Here is an 18,707-nt window from a genome sequence, read left to right as displayed (position 1 = left end):
AAATGTAATCAATAAAACATCATTATTCTCTAAAATAGTATAAATTAATAACTTAAGAGGACTACAGTGAAAACATGGATACATATAATCATCTTTAGTTTAACTTCACATTGCGCTTTTGCAATGAATAAAATTGCAATAGTTAATATATCTGATATTTTTCAGCAATCTGCACAACGTGCTATAATAGCAAAACAACTTGAAGAAGAATTTAAAGATCGTGCCATAGAGCTACAATCAATAGAACAAAATTTGCAACAAAAAATACATAATTTGCAAAGAGATAGTTCTACAATGCGAGTGTCTGAACGTAATAATTTAGAAAAATCAATAATGGATCAACGAGAAGAATTCTCTAACAAAGCCAAATCATTTCAGCAAGACAATCAACTTAGACAAACAGAAGAAAGAGATAAAATTTTAAACATGATACAGAAAATAGTTACAAATGTTGCAAAACGAGAAGGTTATGAACTTGTTATTGATAGTAGCGCTATAGCATATGCAAATAACATTCAAGATATTACTGACGATATATTAAAACAGGTTAAATAAGTATTATGTTCCCAATAGAATTAACGGATTTAGCAAAACAAGTAAATGGGAAAATATACGGCAATAATAATGTTACTATTACTGGTATCGCTTCTATACAAAATGCACAAACAGGCCATATTACTTTTCTAGCAAATAAAAAGCTAAGACATACATTGTCTTCTTGTAAAGCTTCAGCAATTATTATGACATATGATAATATTAAATTTTGCAAAACATCCGCATTAGTAGTTAATGATCCATATCTTACATATACTAAAATAGCAAAACTTATAGATCATACTTCAAAACCAACAAGAATAATTGAAAACAGTGCAATAATTCATCCAAACGTCACATTAGGTAAAAACATTGGAATTGGAGCGAATGCAGTAATAGAAACAGGAGTAACACTAGGCAACGATGTAATAATCGGAGCAGGTAACTTTATAGGGAAAAATACAAAAATAGGTTCCGGAACACACTTGTCAGCCAATGTTACAGTCTATCACAATTCTCATATTGGCCAATACTGTTCAATACATTCCGGAACAATTATTGGATCCGATGGATTTGGATATATCAATAATAACGGTCAATGGATGAAAATCCCTCAACTAGGAAAAGTATGCATTGGAAACCACGTTGAAATTGGTGCCTGTACTACAATTGATCGAGGAGCATTAGATGATACTTATATACACGATGGGGTAATTATAGATAATCAATGTCAAATTGCACATAATGTTATTATTGGGAAAAATACCGCTATTGCAGGAGGAGTAATTATAGCTGGAAGTGTAATTATTGGAGAACATTGTATGATAGGCGGAGCTAGCGTAATCAATGGGCATATAAAAATTTGCAACAATGTAATAATCACGGGAATGGGAATGGTAATGCGAACCATTACTGAACCTGGAACATATTCATCAGGAATCCCTTTACAAACAAATAAAGTTTGGCGAAAAACTGCAATACTAGTCATGAATATTAACAATATAAACAAACGAATAAAAACACTAGAAAATAAATTTATAAAAAAAATACCATAAAGATTGTAAATACTTAAAAAAACTATTTATTATTTATGGGACTATTTACTCCTTTTATCCTACGATCAACAAGATAACCCATACTTAATAAAATTTTTATAAAGCAGGAAGAATATTTTGACTACTGATAACCATGTTCTACATATTGAAGAAGTATTAGAACTTTTACCCCACCGATTTCCATTCTTGTTAGTTGATCGTGTGTTAGATTTTCAAAAAGGAAAATTTTTACGAGCAGTAAAAAACGTTTCGTTTAACGAACCATTTTTCCAAGGACATTTTCCTGGAAAACCAATCTTCCCTGGCGTATTAATATTAGAAGCTATGGCACAAGCAACAGGTATATTAGCGTTTAAAAGTAACGGTAAATTATCTCCAGGAGAACTATATTATTTTGCTGCTATTGATGAAGCTAGATTTAAACGTCCAGTACATCCTGGGGATCAAATGATTCTCGAAGTTGAATTTATTAAAGAACGATGCGGAGTAGCACGTTTTAAAGGTATAGTTACAGTTGATGGAGACACAGCCTGTGAGGCATCAATGATGTGCGCACGCCGAAAAGAGAGTACAATGTGTGATTAACCAATCTGCTTTTATACACCCTAGTGCTATTGTTGAAAAAGGTGCTATTATTCATCCTCATGTCTATATTGGGCCATTTTGCTTTATTGGAGCACAAGTTGAAATTGGTGCACGAACATTACTTAAATCACATGTTGTAATTAACGGTATTACTCATATTGGAGAAGATAATCAAATATATCAATTTTCTTCACTGGGTGAAATTAATCAAGACTTAAAGTATAAAGGAGAAGCCACTCGTATAGAAATAGGACATAATAATCATATTCGAGAAAGTGTCACAATACATAGAGGAACAATACAAGGAGGAAAAATTACAAAAATAGGTAGTAACAACATATTAATGATCAACACTCATATCGCACATGATTGTATAATTGGCGATCATTGTATTATGGCGAACAATGCCACTTTAGGAGGGCATGTAATAGTTGGAGATTATACTATTATAGGTGGGATGACTGCTATACATCAATTTTGTATTATCGGAGCACATGTTATGTTGGGAGGATGTTCTGGAGTTGTCCAAGATGTTCCACCTTTTGTAATAGCACATGGTAATCATGCAACACCATTTGGAATTAATGTTAAAGGATTAAAACAACGAGGATTTAATCATACTGAATTGCGTGCGATTCGACATGCTTATAAAATTCTTTATCGAAGTAATAAAACAATAGAAGAAGCAAAATTAGACCTAAAGTACTTAGCAGAGAAACATTCTGTAATTAATACACTAATAAATTTTTTAGCTTGCTCTAAACGGGGGATTATTCGATAATTCATGAACGTTACAAATCGTCAAATCAATATCGGTATAGTAGCAGGAGAAATTTCTGGAGATATTTTAGGGGCAGGACTAATGATGTCTTTACAACAATATTTACCAAATGTACAATTTTTTGGTGTAGCAGGTCCCAATATGAAAATAGCAGGGATAGAAACTTGGTATGATATGGAAGAATTAACAATAATGGGCATCATGGAGATAATAACAGAACTGCCTAAAATTTTAAAAATTAGAAAACAATTAATTCGACGATTTTTACTCTTAAAACCTAATGTTTTTATTGGAATTGACGCTCCTGATTTTAATATCACATTAGAAAAGAAACTAAAAGATAAAGGAATTTATACTATTCATTATGTTAGTCCAACAATTTGGGCATGGCGTAAATACAGAATATTTAAAATTGCTAATGCAACTAACAATATTTTAACATTGTTACCATTTGAAAAAAAAATATATGAACATTTTAATGTTCCATGCCAATTTATTGGTCATACATTAGCTGATTCAATTCCACTAAAGCCAGATAAATATGCTGCTAGACGAATATTAGGGATCTCTAATCATTCACTTTGTTTAGCATTATTACCTGGTAGCCGCAATCATGAGGTAAAAAGATTAATTAATGATTTTATAAATTGTGTAAAAATATTACAACGTGATTATTTCCCAGAACTTGAAATTATTATCCCAATGGCACATGAAAAACTTAACAAATATTTTGTCAACATACATTCTAAAATAAAAAATATTCATATTTTAAATAATCAATCGCAATTAGCTATGACTGCCGCAGACGCAACATTGTTAGCATCAGGTACTGCTACTTTGGAATGTATGCTAGTGAAATGTCCTATGGTAGTTGCCTATCGAATACATCCAATAACTTTTTTATTAATAAAAAAATTTATAAAAACACCATGGATATCTTTGCCAAATATATTAGCAAAACGTGAATTAGTTAAAGAATTTATTCAAAATAATTGCTGTCCAGACAATTTGGTGCAAGCATTAATACCATTACTAACAAATACAAAAACACAATTAATATTAAAAAATGATTTTTTGAAATTACATAAAACAATAAAATGCAATGCCAACAAAAAAGCAGCAATTGCAGTATTACAATTAATCCGTTCTTCCTTAACACTAACAAAAAAATAATAACAATTTCACAAAAAACTACTAATAATATATATTATGATGCGATCATCTATCAATATATTAAAATTAAAAATATCAATTTAACATACATCAATAATATAATAAATATAATATGAATCATGTAATAGTCAAAAAAATAAATATTGTGCTAATATTTAAATTATGCATTATTATAAATAAATCGCATATTTTGTAATTAAAATTGCAAAAATATTATACATAATAAAATATTACAACTAATTTAACTAGTTTTGTATTCAATATTTAAAGTATATTTATAAAATAACATTAAAATGAAGGAACCAAATTTTATTCACCTCCATATTCATAGCGATTATTCCATGATTGATGGATTAGCCAAAATTCATTCTTTAGTAGAACAAGCCGCATATTTGAATATGCCAGCATTAGCTATCACTGATTTCACAAATATATTTGGTTCAATAAAATTCTACTCATATGCTCATAATCTTGGAATCAAACCAATTATCGGCAGCGATTTTTTAATAAAATTTCATAATAAATATTTTGAAGTAACATGCTTAGCAGCTAATAACACAGGATATAAAAATTTAATTAATATTATTTCAAAAGCATATCGAAATAGATCCTATACTCAAACAATTATACCAACTATAACATATAGTTTACTATCTGAACATAATGAAGGATTAATTTTATTATCTGGAGGATATAAAGGAGATATTGGTCAATATTTAATATATCACAATACCTCACAAATAGAACAATGTATATTATTTTACATGAAATACTTTCATGATCGATATTATTTTGAAATCACAAGAACTGGACAAACAAATGAAACAATTTATTTAAATAAAATTATTACAATAGCTATACAAAAAAAAATACCACTAGTTGCTACTAATAATGTCAGGTTTATTCATGCGAAAGATTTTAAAGCACACCAAATTCGTGTTGCTATACATAAAGGAACAACATACGAAAATATCAAAAAATCGCAAACATATACACCACAACAATTTATGCGTAATGAACAAGATATGTGCAAGCTTTTTTTCGACATCCCAGCAGCTTTAACAAATACTGTAGAAATTGCAAAAAGATGCAATTTAACAATGAAATTTAATCAATTTTTTCTACCAAAATTTCCAACTGGAAAAACTCCAATCACAACATTTTTAATCAAACATGCCAAAAATGGATTAGAAGAACGATTAAAAAAATTATTTCCAAATCCCGCTGATCGATATATACAACGAAAAAATTATGATAACCGATTAAATAATGAATTACAAATGATAAACAATATGGGATTCCCGGGTTATTTTTTAATTGTCATGGAATTTATACAGTGGGCAAAAAAAAATTGTATACCAGTCGGACCAGGAAGAGGTTCTGGGGCTAGCTCATTAGTAGCGTATGCATTAAAAATTACAGATCTTAATCCATTGCAATTTAATTTATTGTTTGAAAGATTTTTAAATCCTGAACGTATATCAATGCCTGATTTAGATATCGATTTTTGCATGGAAAAACGTGATATGGTTATTGATCATGTAATAAAAACTTACGGAAATAATGCAGTCTCTCAAATTATTACATTTGCCACAATGTCCGCTCGAGCAGTAATTAAAGACGTTGGACGCGTTTTAGAATATCCTTATATTTTCGTGGATAAAATTTCAAAATTAATACCATTAGAACCAAGAATTACATTGAAAAAAGCTTTCAATACTTCACAAAAATTATGCTCGTCCTATCATGAAAATGAAGATATAAAATCATTGATTGACATGGCATTTCAACTAGAAGGCGTAATTAAAAACGTAGGGAAACATGCCGGGGGGATAGTGATTGCACCAACTACAATTACTGATTTTGCTCCTTTATATTACGATAAAGGAGGAAAATATCCAATGACGCAATTTGACAAAGATGATATCGAACGTATAGGTTTAATAAAATTTGATTTTCTTGGTTTAAGAACACTGACAATTATTGATTCAACATTAAAAATTATTAATCAAAGATCATTAAAAAATAATTTATCACTAATTGATATTAATACAATCCCATTGAATGACAAAAAAAGCTTTAAAATATTGCAAACTGGAGAAACTACCGCCATATTTCAATTAGAATCTAAAGGTATAAAAGAACTCATTAAAAGATTACAACCAGACTGCTTTGAAGATATTATCGCATTAATTGCACTATTTCGACCAGGACCATTACAATCAGGAATGGTTGATAATTTTATTAACAGAAAACATGGCCGAGAAAAAATTTTTTATCCGGATAGCCAATGGCAACACGATAGTTTAAAACCAGTTCTTGAATCTACATATGGTATTATCCTTTATCAAGAACAAGTCATGCAAATCGCTCAAGTATTGGCAGGATATAGTTTGGCAGATGCAGATGTACTACGGCGTGCAATAGGGAAAAAGCAACCAAAAGAAATGGCTAAACAACGATCAATCTTTCAAGCAGGGGCACATAAACTTGGTATCGATAATACACTTTCAATGAAAATTTTCGATCTAGTAGAAAAGTTTTCTGGATATGGTTTTAATAAATCTCATTCTGCTGCTTATGCATTATTATCATACCAAACATTATGGTTGAAAACACATCATCCGGCCGAATTTATGGCATCTACTTTAAACGCAGATATAGATAATATAGATAAAATTATTAAATTGATCCGCGAATGTCAGCGAATGATGATTAAAATATTACCGCCTAATATCAATACCAGTCAATATCACTTTCATGTTAATGATAATCATGAAATTATTTATGGAATGGGTGCTATAAAAGGGTTAGGAGAACATACAATTCAATCTATTATTACTATACGAAATAATTATGGAATATTTAAAAATTTATTTGATTTATGTACGTTTAGTCAAGAAAAAAACTTAAATAAAAAAATTATAGAAAAATTAATTTTTTCTGGAACATGTGATTGTTTTGGAACTAGTCGCACACAATTAATACAATCACTTGATTATACAATAAAAACTGCTAATCAATATATTAATAATAAAATTAATCATCAACACGATATGTTTGAAATATTAATTACAGAACCAAATACATCAAATAAAAGCAAACCATCAAAATATTCTGAAGAAACTTTACTACATAAAGAACGAGAAATCATCGGAATGTATTTAAGTAACCATCCCATTAACAAATACTTGAAAGAAATACACAACTACAAAAAAATCTTTCCATCAATAAAAAAAATAAACGAAATAGTATATATATCAAATAATAAAACTGTATCCATTGTTGGATTATTAATATCAAAAAAAATTATTAATACTAAAAATAACAATCAAATTGCTTTATGTACTATAGATGACAATACCGGAGAATTAGAAATAATTATTCGATCCACATTACTAAATAAACTCAAAAATTACATAAACCATAAATCAATTCTATTAATACAAGGGAAAGTTAATATTGATAACACGTATAACAGATTTAGAATAACTGCTAATACAATCACAAATATCAATAACACACGTAAATAATATTCAAAAAGTTCATCTATCTTCTTAACATATACTTAAATACATGATAAATTTTTAATATGAATATATACATGTTTAAAAAACATCAAACAGAAATACTAACAGTATCATTTTATCTGTAATAATTAAATAAATACATAAAAACAAATATTTTTTAACAAAAAAAATAAAAAATAGCAATTACTGATACATTATTAGACAAACTTTACTAATTAAAAGACAATTAACAAATACAAGTCAACATTTTAAAAAAAGTAGGAATATTATGAATTTAAATTTTCTCGATTTTGAACAGCCTATCGTAGATCTAGAAGAAAAAATTCACGAATTAATACAATTAAATGAAAAAGATAAAACACTTAATATTAATTTTAATACAGAAATTCAACGACTTAAAAAAAAACACACTCGATTAATTCAAAAAATTTTTTCTAATTTAACTGCCTGGCAAATTTCACAATTAGCTAGACATCCGTGTCGACCACATACCCTAGATTACATACAATATATTTTTGACGACTTTGACGAATTATCTGGAGATCGCATTTACTCCGATGATAAGGCTATTGTTGGAGGTATAGCACGTCTTGATAATAGACCAGTTATGATTATTGGACACCAAAAAGGACGAGAAATAAAAGAAAACATTCGTAGAAATTTCGGCATGCCAGCTCCAGAAGGTTATAGAAAATCTCTCAGATTAATGCAATTAGCAGAACGTTTTAAAATGCCACTAATCACATTTATCGATACTCCAGGAGCATATCCGGGAATTGGTGCAGAAGAACGAGGACAATCAGAAGCTATTGCAAAAAATTTACGCACAATGTCTGTTTTAAACACTCCAATAATTTGTACAATTATTGGCGAAGGTGGATCAGGTGGCGCATTAGCAATTAGCGTAGGTGACAAAATAAATATGTTGCAATATAGTACATATTCTGTAATTTCTCCAGAAGGATGCGCTTCAATTTTATGGAAAAATATAGAAAAAGCACCAGTAGCTGCTGAAGCTATGAGTATAATTGCACCACGTTTAAAAGAACTTGGTCTTATAGATAACATTATATCTGAACCCATTGGTGGAGCCCACAGAAACATAATAGATATATCCACCTCAATCAAAACACAATTATTTCTAGATTTATCAGAACTGGATTTACTAACAGATAAAGAACTCATCAATAGACGTTATAATCGTCTTATGAATTATGGTTATTGTTAATTTTATTATTTATAGTCAACATGGAAAATAATCACATTTAACACACATAATTATTAAAAAAAATTGAGTAAAACAACGCATTTTTTTATATTAACAATTAACCTTATATGAATATTAGTTTTCTATTTAAAATAAATATTATTCTATAATAATTATAAAAATAAATATGCTAATTAATACATTAACCCCCGAAGATCAATTATATCAAGAAGTTATTCAACATATACAAAATCATTCCAAGCTAGTATTAGCATTTAGTGGTGGATTAGATTCTACAGTATTATTAGATATATTACATACTATTAATACTCAAACACAATCAAATACATATAATATATCCACACCATTCACATTACGTGCAATTCATATACATCATGGATTAAATTACTATTCAAATCATTGGGCAAAGCACTGCTTCAAAGAATGTAAAAAACGAAACATTCCATTTAATCTTATCTATGCTCATTATAACAAAAAAAATAATCAAGGGGGCATTGAAGCTACAGCACGTCAAATACGTTATCAAAAACTATTTGAAAATATATATAAACAAGAAACATTACTTACTGCACAGCATTTAAATGATCAAGCTGAAACTTTTTTACTCGCTTTAAAACGGGGAAGTGGACCTAAAGGTTTGTCAGGAATGCAAAAAAAAACTTTTTTTTCTAAATATCAACTGTTACTCCGCCCATTCTTACAGTGTACTAAAGAACAAATACAATTATATGCAAAGAAAAAAAAATTAATTTGGATAACGGATAACAGTAATTCAAACACACGTTTCGACCGTAATTTTTTACGATTACAAATTATGCCAATACTAAAAAATAGATGGCCAGGAATTAATCACACAATATCACGAAGTGCACAATTATGTGCTGAACAAGAAACTTTATTAGATGAATTATTACAACAAGAACTAAAGTCATTATATCATACTGATCAATCATTATTATTAAAACCACTTATTCATATGAGTATACAAAAAAGGCAAGCATTAATACGACGTTGGCTAACTAATTTTAATATACAAATGCCATCATACGATAAGTTAAATCATATATGGAACAACATTATACTCAGTAAAAAAGATTCAACACCAATTATGGTATTAAATAAAGAAAATTTACTCCGTCGTTTTCAAAATAGACTATATATTATTCCCAAATCAACACAAACATTATTAAATGATATTATAATTCCGTGGAATAATTTTAAAAAAAGAATAACATTACCAAACAACCTTGGAACACTAACCTCGATAAAATCATCTAATATAAAAAGTTATTTATTAGATGAAAAAAAAAATCATATTAAAAAAATAATATTATTACCAAACAATTTTTGGCAATCTAATTATATTAATAAAAAAATATTAACTTTATCCTTAGTAAGATCCCCCAATAAACAAGAAAAAATCTCAATACGATTTAAATATTTACAAAATAGTAACATACGCATTATTGGTAAAGTACATAGTAAAAAAATAAAAAAAATATGGCAAGAACTTAAAATACCACCTTGGATTCGAAACAATACCCCTCTATTATTCTATAATAATAAATTAATTTCAGCCCTTGGGATATTTACAACACAAGATGGAAATATAACAAATAAATCAAAAGTAGCCGGAATTTTTTGGTTACAAAAAACAATAAAATAACAATTAATAAATGATTGATACCCGATATTCAATATTTATTAAAAAAACAATATTAAAAAAAACAATAAATATTAAAAAAATATATAAATACTATAAATAAACAAATAGATATATATATTTAATTGACAAAATTTCGCTATTTGTAGCAACGCATATATACATATATATATAATAATATATTGATATCTATGACAATAGCAATGTATTTAAAAAATCCATAATATTGTCAAGTTTAACCTTTCTTTTCATATGATTATTTCTATACTTATATTCTACTTCTCCAAAATGTAAAGTTGAATCAGAAATGATAATACTATGAGGAATACCAATTAAATCAATATCTGAAAACATCACACCTGCAGTTTCATTACGATCATCCAATAAAATATCAATTTCTAAAATGGAACACTCATGATAAAGTGTCTCAGCTACCTGAGCAACACTACAAGATTGATGCATATTAATTGGTATAATAGCCAAAAAAAATGGAGCAACACTTACTGGCCAGATAATACCATGTTCATCATTGTTTTGTTCAATAATAGCAGGAATTATACGACTTACACCAATGCCATAACAACCCATTTTAAGATCTACATTTTTCTTGTTTTTTCCTTGTGCTTTTGATAAAAATAAACTAATATACTTACTGCCTAATTGAAAAATATGTCCAATTTCAATGCTATGACTAATTTTTAACATACCTTTTCCATCTGGACTATAATCACCAGATACAACTTTTCGTAAATCTGCAATTATTGGTAGAGATAAATCACGACCCCAATTAATTCCAAAAAAATATCCATTATCAATATTAGCACCTGCAACAAAATTATCCAAAATCGCTACATCACGATCTGCAATTATAGGAAATGGTAAATTCATTGGACCTAATACCAACGAACTCACACCAAGTAAAGAACGAATTTCATTTTCATTAGCAAATGATAAAGGCAAACTAACTTGAGATAATTTTTCAACTTTTGTATAGCTAAGCTCATGATCAGAACGTATTAATAATGCTACAAATGAAGATGCAATATTTTCATTAGCACGAACAAGAAATGTTTTTACAATTTTTTGTCGAGATACATTATATTTATACACAATGTCCATAATTGTTTCTACATCAAATATTTTTACTAAACGTATATCTTCTTTTATACAAGTATCTCTTGTATGGCAGACAGAAGAAAGTGATTCAGCTATATCAATACTTGAAGCATAATCAGACATAGTAGAATAAACAACAACATTTTCACCTTGGTCAGCTAATGCATGAAACTCATGAGAAATGCTACCTCCAATGTTGCCCGATTCAGCTCGAATAACTCGAAAATTTAACCCAAATTTATTGAAAATAATACTATAAGCACGATATATCGTATCATAGGTGCTTTGTAATGATTCAGTATCTAAATGGAAAGAATATCCATCCTTCATTAAAAATTCACGACAACGTAACATACCGGATTTTGGACGAAGTTCATCACGAAATTTATTTTGAATTTGGTATAAAATTATAGGTAATTGTTTATAAGAAAAAATTTCTTTATTAATAATTTTTGCTATTAATTCCTCATGTGTGGGACTTAGTATAAACTCTTGATGTTTTCTATTTTTAAATCGCAACAATTCAGGACCATATTGAATTAAACGACCACTGATTTTCCATAATTCAGCTGGTTGTACTATCGGTAAAATAATTTCCATTCCCCCAATCTTATTCATTTCTTGACGAATAATATTCTCTACTTTACGCAAAACACGTAAACCAGTTGGCAACCAAGCATACAATCCAGCCGAAACTTTACGAATTAAACCAGCACGTAACATTAATTGATAACTGACATTATTGCTATCATCATGCTTAAATGTTTTTTTAAACGTTTTTGGAAAATACTGACTCATGCGCATAATAACATTAGCTTTAATATTGATCTTTTTTGTTAATAATATAACATGATTTAATACATAAAAAATCATTTAATATATTTTTATAATATAAATATCTTCTTATTAACTTTAACAAAAATTACTTAAAAAATTTTTTATCCTGAAAAAATAAACTATATTAATAATTATATTTCATTATAATAGCTATGCATTTAAAATACTTTTTAATACGTACATACATTCATGAAACAATAACATTAGACAATAATATATAAAATTACGATATTTTAATTATAATAAAAACCGTGAACAATATTAACAATATGGATACATATATTAATTAAATACATTACTGTAAATAAGCCACTTGAAATCATTATGTCCTCTTCCATATTTGGTATATTTCTTGACCGTGATGGTACTATTAATATAGACCAAGGATATTCATATAACATAACAAATTTCATTTTCATTAATGGAGTTATAGATGCTATGATACAATTAAAAAAAATGAAATTTTGCTTAATTATAGTTACAAATCAATCTGGTATAGCACGAGGATTCTTCAGTAAAGAACAATTTATTCAACTAACAAAATGGATGATCAAAATATTAAAAACATACCAAATAAACATAGATGGAATATATTTTTGTCCACATCACCCCCAAGGGGCCATAAAACAATTTAAACAAAATTGCAATTGTCGAAAACCAAAACCAGGTATGTTATTAAATGCAGAAAAGAATTTGAATCTTAATATGAATAAATCTTATATAATCGGGGACACTACAGAGGATATGCTGGCAGGACAAGCAGCAGGAATAGGAACAAAAATTTTAGTCCGTAGCGGTAAAATGATAACAAAACATGGCATAAACTCTGCAGATTATATCATAGATAGTTTGGCATATTTACCAGAAATAATCAAATTACATAAAAATTTTTAATACCTGTCTGTTATTATATACCACCATTACTTTCTAAATAAATAAATTCATAACCATTTAAATCTATAAATCAAACTCATAACTTAACAAGAATACACGAATTATAATATTTTATAATAGTACAATACAAACCATCGATAATTCTTAATTGTTAATAATTAAGAAAATTTATCAACTTGTAGTATATTTTCCAAATAACTAACATGAACTTGATCATATTCTACAAATTTTGAGTCTTCTATAATTTTCAATTGAAAATCAATATTTGTTTTTATCCCATCAATAATTAATTCAGACAATGCATTTCTCATACGAGAAATCGCAATTTCTCTTGTTTCACCAAAACATATTAATTTACCCACCATTCTATCATAATAAGAAGACACAAAATATCCAGAATAAATATGTGATTCCCAACGAACACCAAACCCACCAGGGGGATGAAATCTTGTAATTCGACCAGAGCTAGGTAAAAAATTATTAATAGGATCTTCAGCATTAATACGACATTCAATAGCATGACCTAAAACTTTAATTTCATCCTGTTTAATATTTAACAAATTCCCAGATGCAATATTTAACTGTTCTTTAATGATGTCTATACCTGTAACCATTTCAGTTATTGGATGTTCTACTTGAATACGGGTATTCATTTCAATAAAAAAAAATCTATTATTTATACATAAAAATTCAAACGTCCCCACCCCAACGTAATCAATACCAACACAAGCATTAATACAGTACTTACCAATATCATCGCGAATTACATCCGAAATACCGTACGCAGGTGATTCTTCTATTACTTTACGATATCGATTTTGAATCGAACAATCTCTTTCTGGTAAATAAATCACATTACCTTTCCCATCGGATAATATCTGAATTTCTATATGTCTTGGATTGTTTAAATATTGTTCAAGATAAATCTGATTGTTATTGAATGAAACCTCGGCTTCTAATTGTGTCATATAAATAGCTTTTTCTAAACTTTCATTTTTGTCATAAATAACACGCATACCAAGCCCACCTCCTCCATGAGAAGCCTTAATAACTAGTGGGTAACTAATTTTTTCATCATCTATAATTTTTTTTAATTCTTTTTCTGTAAGAGTATGATCGATATTTTCATAAATGCCAGGAATACATGGCATCCCTAATTTTTTCATAGCTAGAATAGCAGAAATTTTATTCCCCATTAAACGAATGGTATCTGACCGAGGTCCTATAAACACAAATCCAGATTGTTCTACTTGTTCTGCAAAATCAGGATTTTCAGATAAAAATCCATAACCAGGATGAATACCAGAAGCTCCAGTAATTTCTGCAGCTGCAATAATTGCTGGAATATTAAGATAACTTTTTGAAGAATGGGGAGGTCCAATACATATACTTTCATCAGCTAATAAGACATGTTGCAAATCATGATCAATCGTAGAATGAACAGCAACTGTCTTAATACCTAATTCTTTACAAGCACGTAAAATTCGTAATGCAATTTCTCCACGATTTGCAATAACAATTTTATCTAACATATGTCTCCTAACTATTTATTCAATAATAAAAAGTGGTTCATTAAACTCTACTGGTTGTCCATTTTTAATTAAAATGGACTTTACTATACCATTTTTATCAGATTCAATATGATTCATGATTTTCATAGCTTCAATAATGCACAAAACATCACCAATATTTACTTTTTGACCAATAGATACAAAAGGCTGTAACCCAGGAGAAGAAGTGGAATAAAACACACCAACCATAGGAGAACGGACCACATATTTATCATTTAATATTATTGCATCTTGAGTATTTTTTATATCTAAATTCTCATTCATTAACATTGTCTCTTGAGATAGAACAATATCATCCACTTTTTTTGTTAATGCATCAGATGGTGAATTAGATACTTTGGATATAAAACGTTTCATTCGTAATATTTCGTTACCTTCAGAAATTTCTATTTCAGAAATACTAGAAGCTTCTATGATTTGAATTAATTTTTTAATTTTGTGAATGTCCATAATTAATATCCGATCTCATTAATAATTCAGTTAGACTGTGATAGATGTTTTATAGCCATATGTAAAGCACAATAATAACCATGAATCCCAAAACCACAAATTACACCAAGAGCAATATCAGATAAATATGAATGATGACGATAAGATTCTCGCGCATATATATTAGATAAATGTACTTCAATAAATGGAATATTCACCGATAAAAACGCATCACGTAAAATAATGCTTGTATGAGTTAAACCACCAGGATTAATCACAACAAAATCTACAATATTATAAACACTATGTAAACGACTAATTAATTCATATTCAGCGTTAGACTGAAAATGATCAACAAAAACACCTAAATCATTTCCTAATTTAAATAAATCTTGTACAACCTCAGATAAATTTTTATATCCATATATTTTCGGTTCTCTGATACTTAATAAATTTAAATTCGGACCATTAAGAAACAGAATATGAAATTTATCATTCATAACAATACACTTTCCTTAAATTAATTTAATCTTATCTTTAAAAAATCATTGTTATTAAAAATAATACCTTTGTTAAGATATTTTAAATTATACATGATATATAACCATCATAATTAATTACGAAATTACATTATAAAACATTAATATAATACAACTATTCTACAAAATATTTAAAACAGATTAAAAAATATTAATTTCGTACAATATTTTCTCAATATTCAAAATTTTATATAACAATATTAACAAAATACATAAATTCTTGACACAACATTTATTATGTAATGAGTAAATAAAAAACACTCAATGCACATTATTCTAGTAATTTATCATAGAATTATGATCTATTCCATTATATTCCTATAACAAAATTGTCTATTAAATTTAAAAAATATAATCCAAATATTCACGATATTTGCATTAAATAACAAACAATATAAACAACTATTTAATATATTAATATTGTTTGTAGATGCCAATAAAAGAAAATGTGTAATTAATTAGGAAAACAAGCAATCAATTAACTATCAAACTATTTAATTACAATATTTATCTTTTAGCTAAACATGTTAAACATTTATATTATCAAAAGCTCAAATTATGAATTTATCATACAATTTGTTTAAAGATGTGAACGAATATGATATATTTTATAATATACAATCTAAAATTAATCGATAACAATGTTTAAAAAAATTAGAGGCATTTTTTCTAACGATCTATCTATTGATCTTGGTACTGCTAATACACTTATTTACGTTAAAGGAGAAGGAATTGTACTGAATGAACCCTCAGTAGTTGCTATTCGACAAGATCGTTTTGGTGCAACAAAAAGTGTTGCTGCTGTAGGGCATGCAGCAAAACGAATGTTGGGTCGAACTCCTGGTAATATAGCTGCAATTCGTCCCATGAAAGATGGAGTTATAGCCGATTTTTTTATAACAGAAAAAATGTTACAACATTTTATTAAACAAGTGCATAGCAATAATTTTATGCGACCAAGCCCAAGAGTATTAGTATGTGTGCCAGTCGGCGCTACACAAGTAGAACGACGAGCCATCAGAGAATCAGCGCAAAGCGCTGGGGCACGAAAAGTGTTCTTAATGGAAGAACCAATGGCTGCCGCAATAGGTGCCGGACTACCAGTATCTGATGCAAATGGATCTATGGTTATAGATATTGGAGGAGGAACTACAGAAGTAGCAGTAATTTCACTCAACGGAGTTGTGTATTCATCTTCTGTACGTGTTGGAGGGGACCGTTTTGATGAATCTATCATTAATTATGTACGACGAAATTATGGATCACTTATTGGTGAAGCTACATCAGAACGAATCAAACATGAAATAGGTTCTGCTTATTTAAACAAAGATACTCAAAAAATGGAAGTACGGGGGAGAAATTTAGCAGAAGGAGTACCCAGAAGTTTCACATTAAATTCTAATGAAATTTTAGAAGCTCTTCAAGAACCATTAAGCGGCATTATTAGCGCTGTAATGCTAGCACTAGAACAATGCCCACCAGAATTAGCTTCCGATATTTCTGAATACGGAATGGTTCTTACTGGAGGTGGCGCATTATTACGCAATATTGATCGTTTATTGATGCAAGAAACAGGAATTCCAGTAATTATAGCAGAAGACCCTCTTACATGTGTTGCAAGAGGAGGCGGAAAAGCACTTGAAATGATTGATATTCATGGTGATGATCTATTTAGTGAAGAGTGATAATAATTAATAATGATTCCTAACACAATAATCGCTACACACAAAAAATCATTATCCATAAATTAATTTAAAATTATATTTCAAAATTATTGATTTATAATATTTTTTCTAGCATTAAAAACATTATTTTAATATGCACAGTATCTTCAACAAAAAAAAACATACTTTCTTACGTTTTCGGTTGTTTTTTTACATAACAATCTCACTAATGATAATTATTTCTGATATTCGATATAACATTCTTGTTAAAATACAAAATTATATAGATTATCCATCATTTTTTTTACATTTCTTAAGTAATATACCCAATCAATGGTTACAAACCATTTCACAATCTTTAAAAAACAACCAAGAACTATTATCGAAAAACAATATATTACAACAAGAATTATCATATAAAAATAGCGAACTATTATTAATGGAACATTACAAACAAGAAAACATTAAACTAAGAGAATTATTATCTTCTCCGCTATTATATAATGAAAAGAAAATACTAACTCAAGTCATTTCTACAAAAATTAATCAATACACCTCACAAATAATCATCGACAAAGGAATAAGACATGGCGTATATGTTGGACAACCAGTTATCAATCACAAAGGTATAATTGGGCAAGTTATTGCAACAAATGATATTACTAGCCGAGTATTACTGATTTGCGATACTTCACATGCAGTACCAGTACAAATATTACGAAACAATACTCGAATGATATTAAATGGTAATGGATATAAAAAAACAATGGATATAAAACACTTTCCAAATAATAGCGATATTCAAATTGGAGATATATTAATAACTTCTGGTATAGGTGGACGATTTCCAGCAGGCTATCCTGTAGCAACAGTTTCTTCAATAGTTGTGGATAAAAAAACTGGATATACTGTTGCACAAGCATATCCAATTGTACAACTAGATAATTTGTCTTACTTATTATTACTTTGTTGGAATATCACAGATAGCACTAAATCGAATGTACCACTAAATAAGACTCATAAAATATTTATTAATAAATAAAAAATTACATAAATTTTTATATTTAAAAAGATATGCGCAATTTTATTATCACACATTCAAAATAAA

14 protein-coding genes and 1 pseudogene are annotated in these 18,707 nt (G+C 28.3%); 11 read left to right on the top strand and 4 right to left on the bottom strand.

Annotation, left to right across the window (positions count from 1 at the left end; all coding sequences use genetic code 11):
- The first annotated feature begins 66 nt into the window (after positions 1–66).
- The 8 genes and pseudogenes from BTURN675_RS01360 to tilS all read left to right on the top strand — a co-directional run bounded on the left by BTURN675_RS01360 (position 67) and on the right by tilS (position 10,552).
- Positions 67–555 carry an OmpH family outer membrane protein gene (locus BTURN675_RS01360; RefSeq protein WP_046288776.1) on the top strand — a complete coding sequence of 163 codons (489 nt, stop codon included), beginning with the start codon at positions 67–69 and terminating at the stop codon, positions 553–555.
- A 5-nt stretch (positions 556–560) separates the two neighbouring features.
- Positions 561–1,589 (top strand): UDP-3-O-(3-hydroxymyristoyl)glucosamine N-acyltransferase, encoded by a 1,029-nt coding sequence (gene lpxD, locus BTURN675_RS01355; RefSeq protein ID WP_046288775.1) that lies wholly within the window; start codon positions 561–563, stop codon positions 1,587–1,589.
- Between the two features lie 117 nt (positions 1,590–1,706).
- A complete protein-coding gene (fabZ, locus tag BTURN675_RS01350; RefSeq protein ID WP_046288774.1) occupies positions 1,707–2,174 on the top strand; it encodes a 3-hydroxyacyl-ACP dehydratase FabZ in 468 nt (155 codons plus the stop codon).
- Positions 2,167–2,955, top strand: a complete 789-nt coding sequence (gene lpxA, locus BTURN675_RS01345; protein ID WP_046288773.1) for an acyl-ACP--UDP-N-acetylglucosamine O-acyltransferase — start codon at positions 2,167–2,169, stop codon at positions 2,953–2,955. Before fabZ ends, lpxA begins: the two co-directional genes overlap by 8 nt.
- A 3-nt stretch (positions 2,956–2,958) precedes the next feature.
- Positions 2,959–4,128 (top strand): lipid-A-disaccharide synthase, encoded by a 1,170-nt coding sequence (gene lpxB, locus BTURN675_RS01340; RefSeq protein WP_046288772.1) that lies wholly within the window; start codon positions 2,959–2,961, stop codon positions 4,126–4,128.
- 293 nt (positions 4,129–4,421) lie between these two features.
- Positions 4,422–7,658 (top strand): annotated as a pseudogene (dnaE, locus tag BTURN675_RS01335) (DNA polymerase III subunit alpha); the annotation flags it as partial.
- A 268-nt stretch (positions 7,659–7,926) separates the two neighbouring features.
- On the top strand, positions 7,927–8,886 hold the full coding sequence (gene accA / locus BTURN675_RS01330; RefSeq protein WP_046288771.1) for an acetyl-CoA carboxylase carboxyl transferase subunit alpha: 960 nt from the start codon (positions 7,927–7,929) through the stop codon (positions 8,884–8,886).
- Positions 8,887–9,052: 166 nt separating this feature from the next.
- Positions 9,053–10,552, top strand: coding sequence for a tRNA lysidine(34) synthetase TilS (gene tilS, locus BTURN675_RS01325; protein WP_046288770.1), 1,500 nt, complete (start codon positions 9,053–9,055; stop codon positions 10,550–10,552).
- A 186-nt stretch (positions 10,553–10,738) separates the two neighbouring features.
- On the opposite strand, the gene BTURN675_RS01320 is transcribed toward tilS, so the two are convergent.
- Positions 10,739–12,469 carry a proline--tRNA ligase gene (locus BTURN675_RS01320; protein ID WP_046289106.1) on the bottom strand — a complete coding sequence of 577 codons (1,731 nt, stop codon included), beginning with the start codon at positions 12,467–12,469 and terminating at the stop codon, positions 10,739–10,741.
- Between the two features lie 357 nt (positions 12,470–12,826).
- Here BTURN675_RS01320 and gmhB point away from each other — a divergent pair, with 357 nt between their 5' ends.
- Entirely contained in the window at positions 12,827–13,396 is a 570-nt protein-coding gene (gene gmhB, locus BTURN675_RS01315) for a D-glycero-beta-D-manno-heptose 1,7-bisphosphate 7-phosphatase (RefSeq protein ID WP_046288769.1), read from the top strand.
- A 158-nt stretch (positions 13,397–13,554) separates the two neighbouring features.
- Here the strand turns inward: gmhB and accC are convergent, their stop codons facing one another.
- Genes accC through aroQ form a run of 3 tightly spaced genes read right to left on the bottom strand, consistent with a single transcriptional unit; the run spans position 13,555 to position 15,896 of the window.
- Positions 13,555–14,928, bottom strand: a complete 1,374-nt coding sequence (gene accC, locus BTURN675_RS01310) for an acetyl-CoA carboxylase biotin carboxylase subunit (RefSeq protein ID WP_046288768.1) — start codon at positions 14,926–14,928, stop codon at positions 13,555–13,557.
- Between the two features lie 15 nt (positions 14,929–14,943).
- Positions 14,944–15,417 (bottom strand): acetyl-CoA carboxylase biotin carboxyl carrier protein, encoded by a 474-nt coding sequence (accB, locus tag BTURN675_RS01305; RefSeq protein WP_046288767.1) that lies wholly within the window; start codon positions 15,415–15,417, stop codon positions 14,944–14,946.
- A gap of 26 nt (positions 15,418–15,443) precedes the next feature.
- A complete protein-coding gene (gene aroQ / locus BTURN675_RS01300; RefSeq protein ID WP_046288766.1) occupies positions 15,444–15,896 on the bottom strand; it encodes a type II 3-dehydroquinate dehydratase in 453 nt (150 codons plus the stop codon).
- Positions 15,897–16,576: 680 nt separating this feature from the next.
- Between aroQ and BTURN675_RS01295 the strand changes: the two genes are divergently transcribed.
- Positions 16,577–17,620, top strand: a complete 1,044-nt coding sequence (locus BTURN675_RS01295; protein WP_046288765.1) for a rod shape-determining protein — start codon at positions 16,577–16,579, stop codon at positions 17,618–17,620.
- 133 nt (positions 17,621–17,753) lie between these two features.
- Entirely contained in the window at positions 17,754–18,641 is an 888-nt protein-coding gene (gene mreC / locus BTURN675_RS01290; RefSeq protein ID WP_071840777.1) for a rod shape-determining protein MreC, read from the top strand.
- Positions 18,642–18,707: the final 66 nt, after the last annotated feature.

This window comes from Blochmannia endosymbiont of Polyrhachis (Hedomyrma) turneri (assembly GCF_000973505.1).
GTDB lineage: Bacteria > Pseudomonadota > Gammaproteobacteria > Enterobacterales > Enterobacteriaceae > Blochmanniella.
This window is presented reverse-complemented; position numbering and strand designations above follow the sequence as displayed.